Below are 21,350 nucleotides of genomic sequence, written 5' to 3' on the forward strand. Positions count from 1 at the left end.
AGCGTCTATGGCTCGGCTGTCGAAACATAGTGGCCTACTTCAGACCATCCTTAGCCGGGGCTTTGAATTTAACCGCATAAATACCGGGGTATAATAATTTGCCTTGTGTCTCGAGATGCTGTTGCGCAGAGCCCTCAAGCAGGTCCGCCGCACAATGGTTTAGAAAACGCTGGGCGGAACTCGGACTGTTAAAGTACAGGACGTTATCGTCCGCCTCGCCGCCTTGATCGGTATACAGTTTGGTGCACTGCGCGTTGAACTTTTCGGATGCCCACTGGCGCTGGTAGAAAGAGTTAAATTCGCCGCCTATGTGGAGTTTGTGCAAAAAACTGTAGTCAAGGTTTTCATCTTCAGCACAGTTCATGCCGTATTGCCCGGCGACCAAAGCTCCGCCGTCAAACTCCGCCAGCTTATTGCGGCGAGTTTCTCCGAAAGTAATATCGTTAAAGTCGCTGGAAAGGGTCCTTTCGTAGAGCCATCGGCGATGTAACAGCGTATGAAGTTCGGTCGTGAGCGCGCCGGTGCGCTCCATCTTGACCGTTAACGCCTGCAACTCTTTTTTCAGTGCGTCGGGTGTCAGCACGGGCAAGGTTGCGCTTCTTTGCGGCTTGACGTTGCGTGGTGCAGCCTCTGAAAAGGACGAAGGTAAAGCGGTGCTGCTTCTTTTGCTGCTGATTTCCATAGTGATCCTGATTTTGCCGTCAACCCAATGCCGTATTCATGAGTGAGTGCGGAAAAAGCCATTGTGGTTCCCATGCAAACATGAAGCTGGGCACTCGATTCACATCGGGCCACTCGACGGCGTATCAGCCGCCAGTGGGCAACGCAGGCGCTGTCGAACCGCGAACGATCAACTGCGGGGCAAAGTCCAGGGTGCGCGCCGGGCCGGTGTCGCCGTTCAGGCGCCTGAGCAGGCAATCGAAGGCGCTGGCGCCAATGTAGGCGGTGGGCTGGGCGAGGGCGGTGATGCCGCTGCCGACCAGCGGATACCAGTCCAGATCGTCCAGTGCGATCACGCCCACGTCTTCAAACAGGCGGCGGCCCGTGGCTTTCAGCGCTTGGATGCAGGCCAGCGCCGCGACGCCGTTGGCACAAAACAACGCCTTGGGCCCGGTGCGGGGGGTGTCGAAAAAGGCTTGCAGGCGGGCGTTCAGCTGGTGGTCGATTTCCAGCACCGCGCCGCTCAACAACGGCCTGCGGGCGATTTGCGCGGTGAAGTTGTCCCGGCGCTCTTGCCGCGAGCTGGTGCCGTCGGTGGCCTCGCTCACCAGCAGCAGGTCGCGATAGCCCTGTTGCTCCAGGTGTTCGAGCGCCATGCGCACCGCCAGCGGGTTATCCAGCCCGACCAGGTCGCTGTGCAGTTGTTCATGTTTGCGGTCTACCAGCACCAGCGGCATTTCCTCTTGCAGTTCCTGCAACTGGTCGAGGTGATGGCCGAGGGTGTTCACGATCAGGCCTTCGATGTTGTAGGCGCGCAAGGCGGCCAGGTGCTGGCGCTCTTGTGCGTCGTCGCGGTCGGTGTTGCACACCACCAGGCTGTAGCCGTACTGACGGCAGGCGGTTTCGACGCCATGCATCACGGCGATGGAGTAGGGGTTGCGGATGTCGGCCACCAGCATGCCGATCAGGCGGGTGCGCCCGCGCTTGAGGCCACGGGCCATCTGGTTGGGGCGGTAGCCGAGCGCTTCGATGGCTTGCTCGATGCGCAGGGCAATAGCGTCGGAAAGCAGGGCACGGTCATCGCCGATAAAGCGCGACACGCTGGCTTTGGATACCCCGGCGCGGGCGGCGACGTCGAGCATGGTCACGCGGCTGCGTTGGGCGGCAGAAAAATGGTTTACGGTCATAAATCGTCTTTTTTATTGGAAAGTTGAAACCGGTTTCAGGAGACACCACGCCGAGGTTGACCGTCAAGGGGCAATCGCGGCGAAAAACGACGAGTGGCGGCGTTACCTGTTAGTTCTGACAGTATCTAAGGCGCGCGATGCGGCGTTTAATTTTCTCCATGCCCCCCCAAACGCAGGAGATCACGTCATGGCAGGCAACGGCACTGCGGCATCGTTTGCCCCCTCGCAACCGCGCACTCGCAGCGAAATCCTGATGCTGGATCCGTTTGAGGAAATCGTTGGGGTGGCCGATTCGGACCCCGAAGGCTTGATTCCTCGCGGGTACACCGAATTCCCGTTGCAGTGCCGCATCAAGAAGTGGGCGCCGGGGCCGTCGCTGGGCAGAACCAATACCCTCGAACTGATCTGGACCATTGGCGGGGTCGATGTGGTGGCCGACTCGCGGGAGTTCACCGAGGCGCAATTCGCCGTCGAGCCGTTTCCGTATTCGTTGTATGTGCCCAAGAACTTCATGCTGGAATTCGAGGCCGTGGCCCAGGTGCGTTACCGCGTGCGCGAGCCGGGCAGCCCGGACGTGGAGTCACCTGCCAGGATGCTCAAGATCGACCGCAACCCACCGTCGTTTTTCTTGCCCTCCGATCAGTTGACGTTTGTAGATCCCAACATCATCGCGTCGGGTATCACCGAGGCGGTGTTGGCGGCCAACGAGTTCATCGAAGTGGTGTGCCCCGACTACAACGGCCAGTCGGGCAATGATCAGATCGCGCTTTATTTGTCGGACGAGACGCCGCCGTTTCCGCTGATCCATAACTACATCCAGACCTTTGTGTTCAGCGATGAGCCGCGGGTGCTCAGGGTTCACCGGGATTTCTTTCGGGCCTTGCCCAACGGCACCGCCTTCATGACCGGCCGTTTGTACGACCGGGCGGGCAACTACAGCGCGTTGAGCGCTGCCACCAGTTTCCAGGTGAACCTGATCGCATCGCCCGGCAACCTGCCCGCGCCGCGGATACGCCCACCTGCCTACAACGACTTTCTGCTCAAGCGTGACGATGCGCGCGCGGAGATCTTTGTGGTGATCAACCCCCAATACACCGGCTTCATGCCGGGCGACAGTGTGGTGGTGATCTGGGATGGCCGTCCGGTGCTGCCAGCAGTACCGATCACGACCTTTCCGTTTGAGGTTTCCATCCCTTGGGACATCTTGCGGGTGCCGGGCCCGTTGATGCTTGAAGAAGTGCCGGTGAGTTATGAGATCCACCGGCCGGGCCGGCCTGCTTTTCCGTCACCGGTCAGTTTCTTCTGGGTCGATTTCACCATTGCAGGCCAGGACCATGCCAATGCACCGGCGCTGCTCAATGGCACGTTGGCCCCCTTGCAAGTGTTTGGCAAAGGTTCGGGTTTGCTCAACGAGTTGAACTTGCAGGACCGCGTGGCGGGCGCAAGCGTGTGGGTCAGGTTGTATGTAGACCCCCAACCCGGCGAGGTGCTGGACCTTTACTGGAACGGCACGGGGCCGGTCGCGCAATACACGGTTCAGCCCGGCGATGTGTTCGACCAGTTGGTGCGCTTCGTGCCGGACCTGTCCGGTGCGTTCATTGTGAGCGCGGGCAACCACCCACAGTTGCCGGTTTTTTACACCACCAGCAACGGTGTCAACGAGCAGCATTCGCCGCTGACGCTGGTCAACGTGCACGTCGACCCGTTGATTCAGCTCGCCCCCCCAAAAATCGATCACACGCTCCATGGCAGCGCCCAGTACCTGACGTGCGATTCCAGGCCCGCGACCTGCCATGGCGTGCGCTGGACCATTGCGCCGGATGACCGCATGGCGCTCGATGACGAGGTCAAGTTTTATTGGCAGGGGTTCAGAACCAACAATTGGTCGGACCCTATCGCCGAAACCAGTTTTGACGCAGCCATCACGCTCACCGCCGAGCATCTGGCCAACGGTGTGCTCATGACGGTGTTGCCATGGGATACCAAAATCGAACCCCTGCGGCGTTTTGCGTCGGCGACGGGCACTTACTACCTGTACCGGGGCGGCGCCTTGATCGGTGAGTCGACGGTTGGGCGGGTGCGCATCGACCGGGTGTTCGCAGGCTCGGGGATCGTCTGCAACCCTGGCGATACGGGCTTTTGCGACGGCACCGATACCTGACACCTGCGAGCGGGGTGGCGGGGTGATTTGAAGTCTTGTGTGGTGTGGGTGGCAGCCGGTGCACGGCGGTCAGCGGGTCGGTGCGGGGTCATGGTTTTTTGTGGTGTGCCCCCTGCGTGTTTGTTCAGCCTGCGCTGATGTGTGAGCGGCGAATGTGTTCAAACTACAGTGAGTAACCTGAAAATGAAAAAGATCGGACCGTTTGAAAAAAAAAGAAAAAGCTTGATGGACCCCATAGAACTCACCCTGGACCCGGCGGTGCCTCGCGGGCTGGTCGATCCTGTGTTGTATCCCGGGTTGCTCACTCGCGAAGCCGTCGACAAAGACCTGGAACTGGACGTTCCGCTCTGGCTGCCGGTGCCAGTGCCTTTGGTTCCGGACCGAAAGGATGACCATATTGACGACGTCGGCAATTTTCAAACGGGTTATATCGGCACCACGACCCATGTCGATGCCACGCCGATTGTCGCCAGGATTGCGCGGATCTGGTTGACCCAGGGCACCCACACCTATAGCTACAAAGTGATCAATACTTTTGGCACCAATGTCACTGGCTCCCATCCAGTAACATTTATCGTTGACCGGCTCGCCCCTTATGAGACTGCGGGTATCTCACCGCTGCCCCTGACGACGCCGACGGGCTGGCCGGGGGCGTTGACCGAGGCTTTCCTGACGGCCAGTGGCGACAAAGTGGATTTTGGCATTCCCGACTATGACGCCTACGACGCACAGCCCGGGGATACCTGGGAACTGAGCCTGTCGAGCAATGGGCCCGTGGTGGCCACAGGTAACGTTTTCCCTGATGAAGTCGTGAGCCTGACGCGGGCGGTGGCGGAAGTCTCGGAAGGTTCCAATCAACTGTACTACCGGTTGCGGGACGCCGCGGGCAACATCAGCACGCAATCACTGGCGTTGCAGATCAGTATTGCGTTGCAGCCTGCTCCTGTCCTCGCTGCGCCGGGTATTGTCGATGCCCTGACATTGACCGGTTTTGGCGACCGCCTGATCGATCTGCCGGACGCCGCCAAGTCCTCCGGGATGTTGGTGATTATTCCCACCTACAGCGCCGACCGGGCCCAGGACAACTTCTACGTACGCTTGACCACGACGCATGGTGCCCTGCAGGTGGGCCCTTACCCCTTGGGCGGGCAGCCGCTGCCGTTTAACTTTCATGTGCCGTTCAGCACCCTCAAGGCGGCGTATGGCAACAGCACCGGTAAAATTGCACTGACCGTGGAGTACGCCGTGGAACGCGGCGGTGTGTTCCATTGGGTACCGATGGGCAGCACCATCGAGCTGGACCTGGACAAGGTCGGCCCCGAGAACCCGGACGAGCCTGAGCTGACCAACCCCAACCTGCCACCGCCGCATTTGACGGGCCCGACCTCCGCTAAAGATAACGAACTGGACGCCACCGATGCCTTGCAAGACGCCCCCGTCACCATCACGCTGTGGAGTGACCCGCCGCTGCCGTCGGCAAGGCCGTTTGACATCGTGCTGTATTACGCCGGTGAGCAAGTAGACAGGGTGACCGTGGATCACACGGCCGCAGTCCCGGGTCAAACCGTCCCCATGTCTGTGCCGTGGCCCTTCATTCAACGGCACTCGAACGGTGAAATTCCGTTGCATTACGAGCTCGTCACCACGGGCACCAATAACCGCAATGTCTCGCCCGTTCAGGACATCACCGTTGCGGCCAACGTGATTTCGTTCCTGGCACCGTCCGTTGTCGGGGCAATCACCCCAGTGCCGGGTGTGACGCTGTTTGGCTGCTCTGCGGTGCCAGCGCCTGCGCGCGTGCTGCAAGTGGCAGTGCCGCCCCATCCGTTGATGGAAGCGGGCATGGTCATCAATTTGAAATGGAATGCGTTCAGTGATGATGCCGGTACCGTCCCGTTACCGGCGGCCTCGGATGTGTTCCCCTACGGGCCGCTTAACCCTTCCGAGCTCATAACAGGGTTCAACATATCGGTCGCGCCGTACGACACCTATATCAAGCCCATCAATACCGCCAGCCTCACGGCGGGCTCGGTCAGGATCACCTACGAGGTGCCTATCCCCGGAACCGGTGCTATCGATTCGGTGGAGGCTCACGTGCTGGTGCGCGCTTACCTGTCGGGGTCTACGCCGACTTATTGCGACGGCACGACATGGCCTTGACAGGCACCCGATAGCGCTGTTTGAAGGGGAGGGGCGCTGCCCCTCTTCTTCAGCTTCCTACGTTATGTGGTCGGTTATTCAATCCCGATGTTGGGATAAATCCTACATATTCTTTCGCGCTCACTCCCTAATCTGCGGCCCCTCAAGGCCTGCCCCTGTCTCGCTTGGTGCCGGTCAATTCGTTCCCTCTGGGAAGGTTCTTCACGGGTATACACGCAAAATGAGTATCAACGCTTTTTTTAAAAAACACCCTCTGGCGCTCGCACTCCAGGCACCTGCCATGGGCTTTTTGATGCTGGGCGCGACAGCGGCCGAGGCGCGCCTGGAGCTGTCCAAAGGTGAGGAGCGCACCATCAGCGCCGGTTATTACAAGGACAGCTGGTACCTCAAGGAAAACGCCCACCTGATCTCCAACGGTGCAGCCCTGCTGCAATCCCAGGTCGTGGGCTCGCGCTTGACCCTCAATGAAGGCACGACCGCCCAGGATATCCAGGCGTCCGCCGGTTCCCACATCACGCTCAACGGCGCCACGGTCAATGCTCGGTCTTCATCGCCGTACGCCATCCACCTGGCCAGCAGCAGGGCAGACATCGACAACAGCACCGTCACTAATAAAAACGGTGTGGGCATCAGTGCCGGGCGTAACTTCCTCACCTCCAATGGCTCGACGGTGAACGTGTCCAACAGCTCGGTGACCGGCTCCCACACAGGGGCGATCGCTTCGGCGTTCAGCCAGCTGAACTTTGTCGATTCGAAGGTGGTGGCCACTGACGACGCAGGTCTTGGCATTTTCCTGGTCGGTGCGAGCGCCACGGCCACCGGCAGCCAGATCATCGGCGGCGAGAACGGCGTGCGTCTGCATTATGAATCTGCCGATTTGAACGACAGCAGCCTGGTGCTCGACAGCACCCACGTCGAAGGTAAAAACGGCGCGGCCTTGCTGGTCAGCGGCGACGCCTATGGCGCCGCCGATGCCGACATCGTGGTGCGCAACGGTTCGACCCTGACCGGCGGCAACGGCAACATTCTGCAGGTGATCGGCAACGCCACCGCCAACATGAACGTCGACAACAGCACCCTGTTCGGCGACGTCGTGGTGGAGGAGGGCAGCACGGCGGCGTTGCAGCTTAACAACGGCGCATGGCTGACCGGCCAGTTGAAAAACGTCGCCGAGCTGAGCGTCAACGAGGCCTCGCATTGGGTGCTGGTGGGCGACAGCGAAGTCGGTGCATTGAAGATGGGCGGCGGCGCCGTGCATTTTGGCGGTGCGCAAGATTTTTACCAACTGGACGTCAAGACGCTCGAGGGCAACGGCACGTTTGTGATGCACACCGACTTCGCCAACGGCCAGACCGACTTTCTCAACGTCGAAGGCCGTGCTCAGGGCAATCACAGCCTGTTGCTGGCGTCTTCCGGTTCTGAACTGGCCAACGGCGAAGCCGTGCACGTGGTGCACACCGGCAGCGGCGACGCGCAGTTTGCCCTGGTGGGCGACACCGTTGACGTGGGCGCCTATGCCTATGGCCTGAAGCAGGAAGGAACCGACTGGTATCTGGACCCGAGCCGCCGTGGCACCAGTACCGGTGCGCATTCGGTACTGGCCCTGTTCAACAGTGCACCGACGGTTCTGTACGGCGAAATGAGCATCCTGCGTACCCGCATGGGTGAATTGCGCTTCAGTGATGGCAAGAGCAACGGCCTGTGGATGCGCAGCTACGGCAACAAGTTCGACGTATCGGCCAACAAGAACGGCGCGGGTTATTCGCAAGTCCAGAAAGGCTTCACCCTGGGCGCCGATGCGCCGTTGTCCGGGGGCGACGGCCAGTGGCTGGCGGGTGTGATGGCCGGTCACAGCACCTCGGACCTGAGCCTCAGCCGTGGCAGCAGCGGTGAGGTCAAGAGCTACTACCTGGGCGGATACGCCACCTGGCTGGACGCTGAAAGCGGCCTGTACTTTGATGGTGTGGTCAAGCTCAACCGCCTGCACACCGACAACAACGTGACCTTGAGCGACGGAAAAAAAGCCAAGGGCAGTTATGCCCAGAATGCGGTCGGGGCCTCGGCCGAGTTCGGTCGTCACATCAAGCTCGACAACGACTTCTTCGTCGAGCCTTACGGGCAGGTCGCGGCGGTGATCACTCAGGCACAAAGCTATGAATTGTCCAACGGCCTGCACGCCAAGGGCGACCGTTCCAGCTCTGTGATCGGCAAGGTCGGCGTCACGGCGGGCAAGAACATCCAGCTGGAAAACGGCAGCGTCCTGCAACCGTACCTGCGTACCGCGCTGGCCCACGAGTTTGACCAGAGCAACAAGGTGTTCGTCAACGATCAGAGCTTTAACAACGACCTGTCGGGCTCGCGCATCGAGCTGGCAGCCGGTGTGGCGATGTCGGTGTCGAAAAACGTCAAGTTGCACGCCGACTTCGAAACCAGCAAAGGCAAGGCCATCGACCAGCCTTGGGGCGTCAACCTGGGCGTGCGCTACGACTTCTAAGCGCCTCCCGGCTGACACTGGCCACCGTTGATCACCGTTGCGGGCAAGCCCGCTCACCTTTGAAGGGGGGCATCCCTTAAAAAAGGTGGGCGGGCTTGCCCGCAATGGTTTCGGTGAGCCGCCCCCCGCTGCCTAGAATTTAGTCTGCACCGCCACTTCAAGTGTCCTCGGCGACCCCAGGTAATACGCGGGCGACACATGCGCAAACTCGGCATACACCGTGTTGGTCAGGTTGCGCACCCGCGCGGTCACCGAGGTGTGCGTGTCCACCTTGTAACGCACAAACGTGCCGAACAGCGTATAGGCGGGCACCGTCTGGGTATTGGCATTGTCGGCGTACACCGAGGCCACGTACCGTGCGTCCACGCCGCCTTGCCAGTCTTGCGAAACGTCATAGGTCAGCCACAGGTTGCCCACCCGCTTCGGCACGTTGGTGGGGGTGTTGCCCTTGCGCGACACCACTGCGCCGCTGGCGGTCTTCTCGTTGAAGTCGTCGTATTCGGCGTCTACCCAGGCGAAGTTGCCCTCGGCCAGCAACCGCGGGGTGATGCGCAGCGAACTGGCCAGCTCGATGCCCTTGGAGGTCTGCGCGCCCACGGGGATGCTGTTGGTGGGGTCCAGTGGGTCGGTCACGGCAAAGTCCTTGCGCTCGATTTTGTACGCCGCCACGGTTGCCGAACCGCGTCCTTGCAGGTAATCGAACTTGCTGCCCACCTCCCATTGCTTGCCCGTGGACACGTCAAACACCTGGGTCGTGGTGCTTGGCTGCTCGGCGGCGGTGCTGTATTGCACGTACACATTGGCCGAGGGAATGAACTGGTACGTCAGGCCCACTCGCCCGGTTATCGGCTCCCAACTGCGTTTGAAGTGACGCGGGTTGCTGGCGGTGATTGCGCGGTGGTTGGTCACGTCCAAGTCGATGGCGTCGTAACGCAAGCCGCTCAGCAGCGACAGCGTGTCGGTCAGGCCCAGGCGGTTTTCCACGAACAGCGCCCGGGTGGTCACCGCGTTGGTTTTGTCTGGGACAAACCCGGGCCGGGTGCCGGGGATGTCGTAGAAATGCCCCGGGTCATAGTTGTTCGGGTCCACGGTGCTGTTGCCCGGCACGTTGAGCGGGTTGTTGGTGGTGCTGTTGACCTTGTACTCGAAGCCGCCAGACCAGGTGGTGCTCAGGCCAAATACCGTGTCTTGATGGCGCAGCTCGAACTGGTTGCCGTTCTGCTCGCCCTGATGGCGCACCTGGTAGGCGGTGGAGCGGTTCACCGCGCTGTTGTCGGCGTTGTACTGGTACGTCTCCAGGTTGCGATAGTCGCGCTGGCTGTCCAGGTGGTACAGGGTGTTTTTCAAGGTGGTGCTGTCGTTGAGGCGGTAGTCGATGATCGATCGCGCCCAGATCGTGCGCTGCTCGTAGCGCCCGTCGGCCACGTTGTAGTTGTTGAAACGGTTGTGCGTGTCGATTTTCAGCTCGCCCGACTTGGGGTTGAGCACCGGTGTGCCCCAGTAGGGGCTGTCTTCATGCTCGTCCTGATACTCCAGGGCCAGGGTGTGCGACAGGTCGGGCGTGAAGTCACTGAGCAGGGAAAACGCCACGCTCCAGGCATCACGCTGGTCGCGGTCGATGTAGCTGTGGTTGGTGTTGCGGCTCACGTCCAGGCGCGCGTAGTGCTGCACCTCCGCGCCGGGTTCGGTCAGGGCGTGGTTGACGCCCAACGCCATGCCCGCGGTGTCGTAGCTGCCGTAGCGCAGCTCGCCCTCGACGGCCTGTTCCTCGCGGGTGGCCAGTTTGGTCACGTAGTTCAGCGAACCGCCCACGGAGCCTGCGCCGTTGATCAGCGAGGACGGGCCGCCCACCAGCTCGACCCGGTCATAAATCCACGCGTCCACCGGGCGCGCGAGGCCAGTGGCCACGTTGATACCGTTGAACATCTGGGTGATCTGATTGCTGGTGAACCCCCGGTACGAGACAAACCCGCCAAACCCCGGCGGGGCGCTGGCGTTGACGCCGGGCAAGGTGTTGGCCACGTCGCGAAAGGTCTTGGCGCCGCGCCGCTCGATGTCCTGACGGCTGGCGATGGCCACGGAGGCCGGGGTTTCCCGCACGCTCAAGCCCAGGCGCGACGCCATGCCGCTGGATTGATCGAGGGCCAGGCCCGGTTCGCCGGTTTGTTCGCCGTCGACCGTGGTCGGGGCCAGTTCAAGCGCCCAGGTGCACATCGGCAGGCAGCCGAACAGGCCCGCCAGAAGGGGTAAATGTTTCATGGTTGAATCCTGAAAAACATGGCTCGAAACAACGCACGGCCATGCGCATGCCAGACACGGCGCGGCCAGGTGCGGATCAGAAAAGCGCAGGGATCAGGCGAAGGCGGGCGGGGCGCGCGGGTGGGCCGCAGGCCAGGTGAAGCGGGCGGGAATGTCGGCATTGGCCACCACCGCAGGCGGCGGCGCGTGGGGCTGGGGCAAGACTGCCACGGTGAGGCTGGAGTTGAGCGCCGGGCCCATGCCGCCGGTGGAGCACAACGGGCAACCAAAGGCCTTGGACAGGGTCGGCAAGGACTCATCGGTAGGGCTGGACGTGGCGGGCGCCTGGATGCGCGGGTCCACGGTGCAGAACTGGCCGCCGATGCCGTTGAGCTGCATGCCGACCATCTGCCCGTGGCCGATGCTGCAGGCGAACACATTGAACAGGACGCAGCAATAAAGCATCCAGGCAATGAGCGAGCGATCGGTACGGGCGATTTTCATGGGGCGGCACTTTAGCATCAGCCGCCGACGAAATGCCCGGAAAAAAATACGCGGCCAACTATGCTTTTTCAGCTTCCAGGGAGAGCCAGCCATGAGCGTTGTTGTCGCACGGTGGATCGTCGGAATTTTTACCTGCATCAGCCTGGTGCACGTCTATTGGGCCGCCGGAGGCCGGGTTGGCCTGCTGGCGGCCATCCCCCAATTGCCCGGCGAGTTCGCCCGCGGCCCACGCCCTGCCTTCATGCCGACGCCCCGGGTGACGTTGCTGATCGCGGCAGGGCTGGTGCTGGTTGCCGTGTTGGTGTGCCTGCGGGTCGGGCTGTTTTTCCCGCCGATAGGTCACAGCGCCCTGCAATGGGGCATCAGTGGGGTGGCGCTGGGTTTGTTTGGGCGGGCGGTGGGCGACTCGGAATTGGTGGGGTTTTTCAAGCAAGTCACCGGCTCCCGCTTCGCCCGGCTCGACACGTTTTTTTACTCGCCCCTCTGCCTGGCGCTGGGGGCGGGGTTGCTGGTGGTGGCATGGAGTTGAGCGGGGATTGTTAAAATCCACAAAAGCCACATTTGCCATAAATCCCACTTGACACCGCCCCGGGCCCTGGCGTTTATTGGCGTACCGACCGGATTCTTTCGCCGACGTTCCAGGACGCTCAATGAACACTGAACCCTCACCGCAAACCATGCCCAGCGTGATCGAGGCGGCCACCCGCATTCGTGAAGGCCGGTTGAGCCCGGTGCATCTGGTCGAGCAATGCCTGGCGGCTATCCAAACCCACAATTCCACACTCAATGCCTTTGGGGATGTGTACACCGAGGCGGCGCTGGAGCAGGCGCACACCCTGGCAGGTGAGGCGGCGGCCGGGCACTGTCGCGGCCCGCTGCACGGTGTGCCGTTTGGCATCAAAGACCTGTTCTCCACCGCAGGCCTGCGCACCACCAAGGGCTCGTTGACCGGCCTTGAGCACGTGCCGACTCAGGATGCGCCGATCATTCGCCGCCTCAAGCAGGCCGGGGCGATCATCCTGGGCAAGACCGCCACCACCGAGTTCGGCTGGACCGGCGCCAGTACCTCGCGCTTATTCGGCAATGGCCGCAACCCCTGGAACCCGGCGCTCACCAGCGGTGGCTCTAGCTCCGGTTCGGCCATCGCAGTTGCCGCGCGCCTGGTGCCGGGCACGTTGGGCTCGGACGGGGGCGGTTCGGTGCGTATTCCCGGCGCGTTTTGCGGGGCATTTGCGCTCAAGGGCTCGCTGGGGCGGATCCCCACCTGGCCGTGGTCGGCCACCGAAATGCTCAGCCACGCGGGCCCCATTACCCGCACCGTGCGTGACAGCGCCTTGCTGTTTGACATCCTGTCCGGCCCCGACCCCCTGGACCACCAGGCCTTGCCCGCCCCCGGCGAATCGTTCCTGGCCCGCTGCGACCAACCCCTTGGCCCGTTGCGCATCGCCTATTGCCCGACCCTGTTCAACACCCCCGTAGACCCGGTCATCGCCGCCACCGTCGAAGCCGCCGTGCACCACCTGGCCGATGAGTTGCCCGTCACCGTCACCCCCTTGAGCCTGGACTGGCAAGACCCGCTGGCCACCTTTGAAACCCTGTGGGTCGGCGGTCGCGGTATCGCCTACGGCAAGGCCCTGGCCGACCGGCTCGACCAGTTGGACCCGGGTTTTGCCGCGCTGATCCAGCGCAGCGCCGATTACGACCTGGGCGCCTACCTTGAGGCGGTGCAACAGCGGGCGCTGTTCGCCAACCAGGTGCACGCGTTGTTTGCCGACTACGACCTGCTGTTGCTGCCGACCTTGCCAATTTTGCCGTTCGCCGCCGACCGAGTTGCCCCGCACGGCTGGTCGCAAGACGAGGGCGCGGTGCCCTGGGCTCGGTGGACGCCCTTTACCTACCCGTTCAACATCACCGGCAACCCCGCCGCCAGCCTGCCTTGTGGCTGGAGCCCGAGCGGTTTGCCGATTGGCCTACAGGTGGTCGGCCCGCGTTTTGCCGACGCCCAGGTGCTGCAATTTTGCGCCGCCGTTGAAGCGATCGCGCCGTGGGACCAGCACCTGCCACCGCTGATCGCCTAACGGAGCGGGCTCGTCAGAAGCCCGCCCGTGTGTAACGTTTTTGTTGTGTCTGCCCTTTCACACCCTGATGAGTGAGAGGTACTCGTGACCCCATCGATGGCCGTATCCCGTTCCTTGCCCCCGACAGGCCCTGTGCCCGCCGCGTTCCACCCTGGGCGTGAAGCGGGCGATACTGGCCACCTGACCCTGCCCTGGAATGGCCCCGTTATGCTCAATCAGCCCCGCCTCGACGAAATCATGCTTGTGCTCACCCAACACCAACGCGTCAAGGCCTCGGACCTTGCGCAAGCGCTGTTCGTCTCCGAAGAAACCATCCGCCGTGACTTCAAATACCTGGAAGAGGCGGGCAAGTTGCGCCGCATCCACGGCGGCGCGATTTTGCCCCGGCTCAACGAAGAACAACCGCTGCAAGTGCGCAGCCGTATCAAGACCCAGGCCAAGACCCGCATGGCCGTGTGTGCCGCCAAGCTGGTGAGCGAGGGCATGGTGCTGTTTTTAGACACCGGCACCTCCACCCTGGCCCTGGCCCAGCAACTGGTCGGTTTCAGCCAATTGCGCATCATCACCAACTCGCTGGACATCGCCCAGTTGATTACCCAGCACAGCAGCAACCAAGTGCTGGTGGTGCCCGGTGATGTGCGGCGCAACGACAACGCGCTGATCGGCGCGCACACCCTGGAGTTCGTTCGCCAGTTTCACTACGACATTGCCTTCATGGGCATCGGCGCCGTGGACCTGGACCTGGGCTTCATGGACTACCAGGAGCCCGAAGCGCTGCTGCGCCGGGCCCTGACCCAACACAGCCTGCGCAGCGTGATCCTGGCCGACGACGCCAAGTTCGGCCGGCGCACCTTTATCAATACGCTGGCGTTCAGCGCCATTACCACGCTGGTTACCAACCGCCCGCCCTCGGACGATTTCACCAGCCGCCTGGAGCTTGCCCATGTCGACATCCTTTACCCCTGAGTGTCTGGCGCCCAGCGCGGCGGACATCGAGACGTTCGAGGCGCTGTTTCGCGACAGCTCGGCTATTGGCGCCACACCGGCCGGGGGCTTGCACCGCCTCGCGGCCTCGGCCGAAGACGGCGCCGTGCGCGACCTGTTCGCCCGCTGGCTGCGCGAGCGTGACGTCGAAGTGCGTGTGGACGCGGTGGGCAATATGTTCGGCCTGATCACCTTGAACCCCGGCGCGCCTTACGTGCTGTGCGGGTCGCACCTGGACAGCCAGCCCAGCGCCGGGCGTTTCGACGGCATCTATGGGGTACTCGCTGGCGCCGTGGCGGTGGTCAGCCTGGCGCGGCAGTTGCGCGAGCGCGGTGAAGTCCCGGCGTGCAACCTGGCGGTGGTCAACTGGACCAACGAAGAAGGCGCCCGCTTTCAGCCCAGCCTGATCGGCAGCAGCGTGTTCACCGGCGACTTGGCCCTGCACGAGGCCTGGGCCTGCCGCGATGGCGACGGCACCTGTTTGAAAGACGCCTTGCAACAGATCGGCTACCTCGGCCAGGGCTTGATCGAACTGGACGTGGCCGGTTACGTGGAAATCCACGTGGAGCAGGGCGAGAACCTGGAACGCGACGGCCTGGCCATTGGCGTGGTGCGCGACACCTGGGCCGCGCTCAAGCAGCGCATCCGCTTTGACGGCGAACAGAACCACACCGGCCCCACCCCCATGGCCGCCCGTAAAGACGCCTTGCTCGCCGCCGCCCATGCGATCACCGCCGTGCGCGCCGAGGCCGACCTGCACGGCTTGCAGTTGCACAGCTCGGTGGGTCGCCTGGAGATCTATCCCAACTCGCCCAACGTGGTGCCCTCACGCGTGACCCTGCACGTGGAATACCGCTCGCCCGACACCGCGTTGCTCGCGGCGGCGGGCGAGCGGCTGGATGCCCACCTGCAGGCCGTGGCCGCCCGCACGGCGACGGCCTACGAAGTGGAAAGCCGCACCCTGCGTGCACCGACGCGCTTGCACCCTGGCTTTGCCGACCTGGCCTACAGCGTCGGCGAACAACTGGGCCTGCCCATCGGCAACAGCGTGACGGTGTCGGGCCACGATGCCATCAGCCTGAACCGGCATTACCCGGTGTGCCTGTTGTTTATCCCAAGCAGCAACGGGGTGTCTCACAACGAGGCGGAATTTACCCGCGACGAAGACCTGCGCACCGGTTTGCGCATGCTCACCGCGTTGCTCCATCGCGCCTGTGCCACCCCTGACGCCTATCGGTGAGGTTTGCCATGTCGAGCCATTCGCAGGTTATGTCCCGTTTGTGGGGCGCGCTGGAACATGCCGGTCTGTCGGCGCAGGTGACGGTCGACCCGGGCACCGCCGGGGTCGCCTCGCCGATGCGCCTGGCCATCGAGTGGGCGGGGTTTACCGTCACTGCGCCGTGGGGCCCTTGCTATGCCAAGGTGTTGCACGACGACATGCGCGAGCTGATCGACGTGCAGCACGTGGCGCAGGCCACCCGGCAGGCGGCCGCGTGCCAGGTGACGCCCGACGTGCGACTCGTGGACGTGGCCGCCGGGGTGTTGCTGCTGGACGCTTTGCCCGCGACCGAGTGGCGCGGGGCGAGGCTTGACGAGCTGATGCAGCCCGAACGCCTGCGCGCCGTGTGGGCGCTGAAAAAACGCCTGCAGGCGGGCGCGTCGCCGGGTTTCTCGCGCTCGCCCCTGCGGGACATCCAGCGCGTGCTGGCCCTGTGTGCCCGTGACGGCGTGGCATTACCTGCCGATCACGCCTGGATCGGTACTTGCATCGATCTGGCCTGGACGGCCGTGCAATCGCACCCCGCCGCTGCCGTGCCGCTGCACGGTGACGGGGTGGCCAGCAACGTGATGATCGGTCCCGGCGGTGCGCTGCAACTGATCGATTTTGACTACGGCGGTGAGTTCGATCCCTGGTACGACGTGGCCGTCAGCCTCAACGAGCTGTACGCCTTTGAGCCGCAATGGCGCGACGGCATCCGCGCCTGGGCGGGCGAATGCCAGGACCGCGACTACGCGCGCTGCCGGTTGTATGCGCTGATCGACGATTGGTATTGGACGTTGTGGGGGCTATGGGTCGGTGCCACGTCGTCCCGGCCGCTGGAGTTTTCCAAGGTGGGCCAGTGGACGCTGCTGCGCTGTCGGCAAAGTCTGTGTGACCCACGGTTTGAAAGTTGGCTACGTCAGGTTGAGGAGGCGCGGGCATGAAAGCATTGGGCGAGGCGTGTACGCCTCAAGAGTCTCAGCTGGAAGCGGCGGTGCGGGGCGTGCCCAGTTGGGGCACCAGCGGGATTCGCTACGCGCCGGTCAGCGGCGGCATTTCCAACACCAACTGGCGGGTGGAAGTGGCCGGGCTCGACACGGCGTACTTTTTCAAGGTGCCGGGGGCGGGCACCGAGATGTTTATCGACCGGCGCACGGCCCATGACGCCAGCGTCAAGGCCGCGCAAACCGGCTACGGCGCGCCGGTGTTCGCTTTTCTTGAAGAGTTTGGCGTGGAGGTCTTCGAGTTCATGGAAGGCTGGCGGGCGTCGTCCAACCGCGACTTTCTGGACCGCGACGTGCGCCACAACGCCTTGCAGGCGCTCAAGGCCTTTAACGATCAGTCGCCGCTGTGCCAGACCAAGACGGTGTTCGACATGATTGCCGAGCACCAGCGCCAGGTCGAACAACTGGGCGGGTGCAAACCCCTCGACGACGCCTGGTTGCGCCGCCAGTGCGAGCGGGCGCAGCGGGCGTTGCAGGCCTCGGGCATGGACCTGGCGCCGTGCATGAACGACACCCTGGCGGGCAATTTCATGCTCAACGAGCGCCGCCAGATCCGCCTGGTGGACTTTGAGTACGCGTCCAACAACGACCGCCATTACGAGCTGGCGCTGTGGTTTGGCGAGATGTTCTTTACCGACGACATGGAGCTGGCGCTGATCGAAGACTATTTTGGCCAGGTGACCCCCCAGCGCCTGGCGCGGATCAAGCTGCACAAGGCCCTGGCGGACATCAAGTGGTCGACCTGGGCGATGGTGCAGCACGCGGTGTCGCAGCTCGATTTTGACTTCTACAAATACGGTGCCTGGAAGCACATGCGCGCGCGCAGCGTGATCAACGATTCGCAATGGGAAACCTGGCTAAGACAGGCCTGAGCCTGCGCCAGCACAATAACGACGAATCACCGGCAAGCCCTTTGGCGCCCGTTTGCGCCGACGTTTCACTGCTTGATTTTTGATTGATCACATAACAAACCGATCCAGAAATTCAAGGAGCCACCGTCATGAAATCCGATACCGCGCCACCCGCACGCCTGAGAACCCCGCTCTTTGGCGCTTACTTTTTCCTGTTGTTGATGCTTGCGCTGTTCCCGCCGTTTTACCTGGGCGTCAGCGCCAGCCCCGCGCTGGTGCTGGGCATTCCGTTGCCGATTGTCTATTGGGTCGCCATTGCGGTGCTTGCCGGGCTGGGTGTGTGGGGGCTGTACCTGGCCGAACTCAAGGCTGGCCAACTGCCTGACGAGGAGAGCGCCCAATGATCAGCACCGCAAGCGTCTCTGACCTGTTCATCACCTTTGGCGTGATTGGCCTGTTCCTGGCCGGGATGATCGCCGTGCTCTACGCCACCCACCGTGAGAGCACCAGTTTTTCCGACTACGCCGTGGGCGGGCGGTCCTACGGGCCGTGGTACATCGCCATGTGTTACACCAACTCGTGGTGGCCGGGCTCGACCTTCACCGCGTTTTTTGCCTTGAGCGTCGGCGGTGCGCTGGGCTTTTACGGCATGGTCTATGCCACCCTCGGCGTGACGGCCATGTACCTGATGGCCCGTCGCGCCTGGACCTGGGGCAAGCGCTTCAACCTGCGCACCCAGCCCGACATGCTGGGCATGCGGTTCAACAGCCCGGTGGTCAAGCGCGTGGCGTCGATCATCGGCATCATCTCGGTGTTCCCGTGGGTGGTGATGGGGATCCAGGCGTTGGCGATGCTGTTTCAGTTCGCGAGCTTCGGGCGCTGGGGCGTTACCACCTGTCTGTTCGCCGGGGTAGCGGTGGTGCTGGTGCGCCAGTACTGGACCGTCAGCATGGGCATGCGCGGCTTGATCATGACCGACATGTTCCAGGGCCTGATCGCCTATGGGGTGTGCGCCGGGGTGTGCCTGTATTTGCTGTTCGGGCCCCTGGCGTTGTTTGGCAACCTGTCACACCTGCCCGCCAAGATGCTGATGATTCCCGGCGACAGCGGCACCGGGTACGGCCCGTTGTACATGTTCAGCCTGATTTTTACCGGGGTGATTGGCTCGATGTGCTGGCCGATGAGCTTCCAGCGCATCTACACCGCCAGCGGTGTGCGCTCGGTGAAAAAGGGCACGTTGTACACCATGCTGCTGGTGGGCGGGTTCTACGGGATTCTGATGTTGTTCGCCGCCGCCATCAGCCAGGACCCCAACGTGGCGGCGCACCCGCAACAAGGGTGGTTCCTGTCGCTGTTCGACATCGGCGGGCCGTGGATGCTGGCGCTGGCGATTGTCATCGTGCTGGCCGCGAGCATTGGCCACGTCGACGGCTCCGTGCAGGTGTGCGGCACCCAGTTTGCCAACGACCTGGCGACCTGGAACACACCACGCACCGACCGCCAGCTGACCGTATTGGCCAAGGCGGGCATGGTGGTGTTTATCGTGGCCGCCTCGGTGCTGGCGTACCTGACCTTCGACTACGCCCGCCTGCAACTGCTGGCGCAGATCTCCTACCAGGGCATCATCCAACTGGCGGTGCCGTTGTTCTTTGGCATTTTCAGTCGCCGGGGCAACAAGCAAGGCGCCATTGGCGGGATGCTCGCGGGCATTGTGGTCGCGATCGTGCTGACCACCCTGTACCCCGACGACATCCCGGCGCTGGGCTCGCTGACCAGCGGGATCGTGGGGCTGGTGGTGAACGCAGTGATCTTTGTGGGCTGCGCGCTGGCCATCACCCCCAGCCCGGCAGAACGTGCGCGGGTGCAGGCGCTGTTTGACCACGCAGAGTCCGCGCGCCAAGTGCCGGCAGTCGCCACGCCTGCCTTGGTGTAAGTCATGGCGAGTGAGACGTACAGCCGGTGAGGTAAAAAGGCCTTGGCAGAAGATTCGGGAGCCGCGATGCCAAGGCCGAAAACGGTTAGCGGGCAGGTACAGGCGCGATCAGTTTGGACACCACCGGGGCTTGCCACTGCTCAAGGGCATCGAGCAAGGCGCCGGGGTCGTGTTGCAGTATCAGCATCTGGTGGTGTTCGACTTTCAAAAAGCCTTCGTTCACCGCATGGTCGAGCAGGGCGCGCAGCGGTTCAAAAAAACCACAGGTGTTCAAGCACGCCACGCCCTTGTGGTGTTCGCCCAACTGCGTCAGCGTGGCCACTTCCAACAGTTCCTCAAAGGTGCCGAGCCCGCCGGGCAGTGCGATAAACCCGTCGGCCAGTTCGCTCATGCGGGCCTTGCGGGTGCGCATGTCCTGGGTGACTTCGCACTGCGCCAACCCCTCATGTTGATGGCCACGGCGCTGGATCAGGTGCGTGATGACGCCGATCACGTCGCCGCCCTCGGCCATCACCGCATCGGCGAGCACCCCCATCAAGCCTTTGTGCGTGCCGCCGTACACCAGGCGAATACCGCGCCGGGCCATTTCCCGCCCCAACGCCTGGGCCGCTTCGGCGTACAGGGGGTTGAAACCGGCATTGGTGCCACAAAAAACCGCGAGGCTGCGCAGGGTGCAAGGCATGACAAGTCCTGATGTGAGTGAAGGCGTCGCATCATCGCAGCGCGGGCTCGCCGCCAACAGGGCCAAGAAACGCAGGGTGGGTTGGGCCATCATGGCCTAGGCATAAAGTGCATTCATGGCCCTTTTTGGGTGGGCCATGTGCCGGCAAGATGGAGCCCTCAACCCACTCAACAAGGTATTGACCATGAGCAATCGTCTCGACTACGCCAAGGCGTCCCCGGAAGGTTACAAAGCGTTTGGCGGCGTGTACGTCTACTTGCAGAACAGCGGCCTGTCCAAGGAACTGATCGACCTGATTTACCTGCGTGTCTCGCAAATCAATGGCTGCGCCTATTGCATCGACATGCACTCGACCGACTTGCTCAAGCAGGGCCTGGCCGTGGAAAAACTGGTGCTGGTGCCGGTATGGCCCGAAGCGGGCGCGGTCTTTACCGAGCGTGAACGTGTGGCACTGGCCTTTGCCGAGGCGGTCACGCGGCTTACCGACGGCAACGTTCCGGACGCGGTCTACGCGGCGGCCGCGGCCGAGTTCAGCGCCAAGGCGCTGGCCGACCTCACCTACGGCATCGCCTTGATGAACGCCTTTAACCGCCTGGGCATCACCTTTCGGGCCACCCCGGCGACGGCGGCCAAGGCCTGACCCGACCGCTGGGCCGAGAAGGCATATTAATGGCCCCTTTGTAACAAAATCCTCGCCAAAATCGCCTTCCTTTTCAGGTGGTTAAGTGGGATGTACATGCGCAACGTTGCAATTATGCTGATCGCCTGCACCCTGGCAGGCGGTGTAGCCGCCGCTCAAGCCCGGGAGCTGCGCGAGGGTGACAAGTACATGTGCAGCTGGGGGGCGGGGACGGCTGCCCGGGCCCAGGAACTCAAACTGTCGGGCGTGTCGCTGTATGCCGCCCGGCAGAAGATCCAGACCCTCAGGTTCACCAAGTCGTGGATGCGCATGATGGCCATGGGCATCACCGAGCAGACTTACGACAGCCGCTCGCGGGCCAAGCCCGAGGTGATTCGCCAGAGTTTTTATCAGGATTGCCTGCGGTACAAACTGGCGCGCAAGTGACGCGCCGTTGCACCGCCCAGTGCAAAATCTGCGTAACCGCGTCCAACTTCCCCCACGCGCCCCTCGGCATACTGGCTTCCGGTATCC

General features: G+C 62.8%; 18 protein-coding genes. 13 read left to right on the top strand and 5 right to left on the bottom strand.

Going from position 1 to position 21,350, the window contains the following annotated elements; genetic code table 11:
- Positions 1–34: 34 nt before the first annotated feature.
- Together ACW9H9_RS24700 and ACW9H9_RS24705 are read right to left on the bottom strand one after the other, a co-directional pair.
- On the bottom strand, positions 35–682 hold the full coding sequence (locus ACW9H9_RS24700; RefSeq protein ID WP_457345848.1) for a hypothetical protein: 648 nt from the start codon (positions 680–682) through the stop codon (positions 35–37).
- A gap of 124 nt (positions 683–806) precedes the next feature.
- Positions 807–1,847, bottom strand: a complete 1,041-nt coding sequence (locus tag ACW9H9_RS24705) for a LacI family DNA-binding transcriptional regulator (RefSeq protein ID WP_457345850.1) — start codon at positions 1,845–1,847, stop codon at positions 807–809.
- Positions 1,848–2,034: 187 nt separating this feature from the next.
- On the opposite strand from ACW9H9_RS24705, the gene ACW9H9_RS24710 reads away from it, so the two are divergent.
- The 3 genes from ACW9H9_RS24710 (at position 2,035) to ACW9H9_RS24720 (ending at position 8,662) form a co-directional block, all read left to right on the top strand.
- Positions 2,035–4,008 (top strand): hypothetical protein, encoded by a 1,974-nt coding sequence (locus tag ACW9H9_RS24710; RefSeq protein WP_457345851.1) that lies wholly within the window; start codon positions 2,035–2,037, stop codon positions 4,006–4,008.
- Positions 4,009–4,191: 183 nt separating this feature from the next.
- Positions 4,192–6,168 (top strand): hypothetical protein, encoded by a 1,977-nt coding sequence (locus ACW9H9_RS24715; protein WP_457345852.1) that lies wholly within the window; start codon positions 4,192–4,194, stop codon positions 6,166–6,168.
- Between the two features lie 220 nt (positions 6,169–6,388).
- Entirely contained in the window at positions 6,389–8,662 is a 2,274-nt protein-coding gene (locus ACW9H9_RS24720) for an autotransporter outer membrane beta-barrel domain-containing protein (protein WP_457345853.1), read from the top strand.
- 132 nt (positions 8,663–8,794) lie between these two features.
- Here ACW9H9_RS24720 and ACW9H9_RS24725 read toward each other — a convergent pair whose 3' ends face one another.
- On the bottom strand, positions 8,795–10,921 hold the full coding sequence (locus ACW9H9_RS24725; RefSeq protein ID WP_457345855.1) for a TonB-dependent receptor: 2,127 nt from the start codon (positions 10,919–10,921) through the stop codon (positions 8,795–8,797).
- 93 nt (positions 10,922–11,014) lie between these two features.
- Positions 11,015–11,404, bottom strand: coding sequence for a DUF2946 domain-containing protein (locus ACW9H9_RS24730; protein ID WP_457345856.1), 390 nt, complete (start codon positions 11,402–11,404; stop codon positions 11,015–11,017).
- A 91-nt stretch (positions 11,405–11,495) separates the two neighbouring features.
- Between ACW9H9_RS24730 and ACW9H9_RS24735 the strand changes: the two genes are divergently transcribed.
- The 8 genes from ACW9H9_RS24735 to ACW9H9_RS24770 all read left to right on the top strand — a co-directional run bounded on the left by ACW9H9_RS24735 (position 11,496) and on the right by ACW9H9_RS24770 (position 19,515).
- A complete protein-coding gene (locus tag ACW9H9_RS24735; RefSeq protein WP_457345857.1) occupies positions 11,496–11,933 on the top strand; it encodes a DUF3995 domain-containing protein in 438 nt (145 codons plus the stop codon).
- Between the two features lie 121 nt (positions 11,934–12,054).
- Positions 12,055–13,482, top strand: a complete 1,428-nt coding sequence (locus ACW9H9_RS24740; protein ID WP_457345858.1) for an amidase — start codon at positions 12,055–12,057, stop codon at positions 13,480–13,482.
- Between the two features lie 207 nt (positions 13,483–13,689).
- Positions 13,690–14,448: a DeoR/GlpR family DNA-binding transcription regulator gene (locus ACW9H9_RS24745; protein WP_457345859.1), complete on the top strand. Its 759-nt coding sequence runs from the start codon at positions 13,690–13,692 to the stop codon at positions 14,446–14,448.
- Complete coding sequence (locus tag ACW9H9_RS24750; RefSeq protein ID WP_457345860.1) at positions 14,426–15,706, top strand: allantoate amidohydrolase; 1,281 nt, start codon at positions 14,426–14,428, stop codon at positions 15,704–15,706. Before ACW9H9_RS24745 ends, ACW9H9_RS24750 begins: the two co-directional genes overlap by 23 nt.
- A gap of 8 nt (positions 15,707–15,714) precedes the next feature.
- A complete protein-coding gene (locus ACW9H9_RS24755) occupies positions 15,715–16,671 on the top strand; it encodes a phosphotransferase (RefSeq protein ID WP_457345861.1) in 957 nt (318 codons plus the stop codon).
- Positions 16,668–17,603, top strand: coding sequence for a phosphotransferase (locus ACW9H9_RS24760; RefSeq protein ID WP_457345862.1), 936 nt, complete (start codon positions 16,668–16,670; stop codon positions 17,601–17,603). Before ACW9H9_RS24755 ends, ACW9H9_RS24760 begins: the two co-directional genes overlap by 4 nt.
- 128 nt (positions 17,604–17,731) lie before the next feature.
- Positions 17,732–17,986, top strand: coding sequence for a hypothetical protein (locus tag ACW9H9_RS24765; RefSeq protein WP_457345863.1), 255 nt, complete (start codon positions 17,732–17,734; stop codon positions 17,984–17,986).
- Positions 17,983–19,515 carry a sodium:solute symporter family protein gene (locus tag ACW9H9_RS24770; protein ID WP_457345864.1) on the top strand — a complete coding sequence of 511 codons (1,533 nt, stop codon included), beginning with the start codon at positions 17,983–17,985 and terminating at the stop codon, positions 19,513–19,515. Before ACW9H9_RS24765 ends, ACW9H9_RS24770 begins: the two co-directional genes overlap by 4 nt.
- Before the next feature lie 85 nt (positions 19,516–19,600).
- On the opposite strand, the gene ACW9H9_RS24775 is transcribed toward ACW9H9_RS24770, so the two are convergent.
- Positions 19,601–20,197, bottom strand: coding sequence for an LOG family protein (locus ACW9H9_RS24775; protein ID WP_457345865.1), 597 nt, complete (start codon positions 20,195–20,197; stop codon positions 19,601–19,603).
- Between the two features lie 184 nt (positions 20,198–20,381).
- Here ACW9H9_RS24775 and ACW9H9_RS24780 point away from each other — a divergent pair, with 184 nt between their 5' ends.
- Together ACW9H9_RS24780 and ACW9H9_RS24785 are read left to right on the top strand one after the other, a co-directional pair.
- Positions 20,382–20,837, top strand: a complete 456-nt coding sequence (locus tag ACW9H9_RS24780; protein WP_457345866.1) for a carboxymuconolactone decarboxylase family protein — start codon at positions 20,382–20,384, stop codon at positions 20,835–20,837.
- Between the two features lie 96 nt (positions 20,838–20,933).
- On the top strand, positions 20,934–21,263 hold the full coding sequence (locus ACW9H9_RS24785) for a hypothetical protein (RefSeq protein ID WP_457345867.1): 330 nt from the start codon (positions 20,934–20,936) through the stop codon (positions 21,261–21,263).
- Positions 21,264–21,350 lie beyond the last annotated feature (87 nt).

This window comes from Pseudomonas sp. SDO5215_S409 (assembly GCF_054071325.1).

Coding starts and splice junctions, on each gene's coding strand:
- ACW9H9_RS24700 (WP_457345848.1), bottom strand. CDS start 682: ATGGAAATCAGCAGCAAAAGAAGCAGCACCGCTTTACCTTCGTCCTTT.
- ACW9H9_RS24705 (WP_457345850.1), bottom strand. CDS start 1,847: ATGACCGTAAACCATTTTTCTGCCGCCCAACGCAGCCGCGTGACCATG.
- ACW9H9_RS24710 (WP_457345851.1), top strand. CDS start 2,035: ATGGCAGGCAACGGCACTGCGGCATCGTTTGCCCCCTCGCAACCGCGC.
- ACW9H9_RS24715 (WP_457345852.1), top strand. CDS start 4,192: ATGAAAAAGATCGGACCGTTTGAAAAAAAAAGAAAAAGCTTGATGGAC.
- ACW9H9_RS24720 (WP_457345853.1), top strand. CDS start 6,389: ATGAGTATCAACGCTTTTTTTAAAAAACACCCTCTGGCGCTCGCACTC.
- ACW9H9_RS24725 (WP_457345855.1), bottom strand. CDS start 10,921: ATGAAACATTTACCCCTTCTGGCGGGCCTGTTCGGCTGCCTGCCGATG.
- ACW9H9_RS24730 (WP_457345856.1), bottom strand. CDS start 11,404: ATGAAAATCGCCCGTACCGATCGCTCGCTCATTGCCTGGATGCTTTAT.
- ACW9H9_RS24735 (WP_457345857.1), top strand. CDS start 11,496: ATGAGCGTTGTTGTCGCACGGTGGATCGTCGGAATTTTTACCTGCATC.
- ACW9H9_RS24740 (WP_457345858.1), top strand. CDS start 12,055: ATGAACACTGAACCCTCACCGCAAACCATGCCCAGCGTGATCGAGGCG.
- ACW9H9_RS24745 (WP_457345859.1), top strand. CDS start 13,690: ATGCTCAATCAGCCCCGCCTCGACGAAATCATGCTTGTGCTCACCCAA.
- ACW9H9_RS24750 (WP_457345860.1), top strand. CDS start 14,426: ATGTCGACATCCTTTACCCCTGAGTGTCTGGCGCCCAGCGCGGCGGAC.
- ACW9H9_RS24755 (WP_457345861.1), top strand. CDS start 15,715: ATGTCGAGCCATTCGCAGGTTATGTCCCGTTTGTGGGGCGCGCTGGAA.
- ACW9H9_RS24760 (WP_457345862.1), top strand. CDS start 16,668: ATGAAAGCATTGGGCGAGGCGTGTACGCCTCAAGAGTCTCAGCTGGAA.
- ACW9H9_RS24765 (WP_457345863.1), top strand. CDS start 17,732: ATGAAATCCGATACCGCGCCACCCGCACGCCTGAGAACCCCGCTCTTT.
- ACW9H9_RS24770 (WP_457345864.1), top strand. CDS start 17,983: ATGATCAGCACCGCAAGCGTCTCTGACCTGTTCATCACCTTTGGCGTG.
- ACW9H9_RS24775 (WP_457345865.1), bottom strand. CDS start 20,197: ATGCCTTGCACCCTGCGCAGCCTCGCGGTTTTTTGTGGCACCAATGCC.
- ACW9H9_RS24780 (WP_457345866.1), top strand. CDS start 20,382: ATGAGCAATCGTCTCGACTACGCCAAGGCGTCCCCGGAAGGTTACAAA.
- ACW9H9_RS24785 (WP_457345867.1), top strand. CDS start 20,934: ATGCGCAACGTTGCAATTATGCTGATCGCCTGCACCCTGGCAGGCGGT.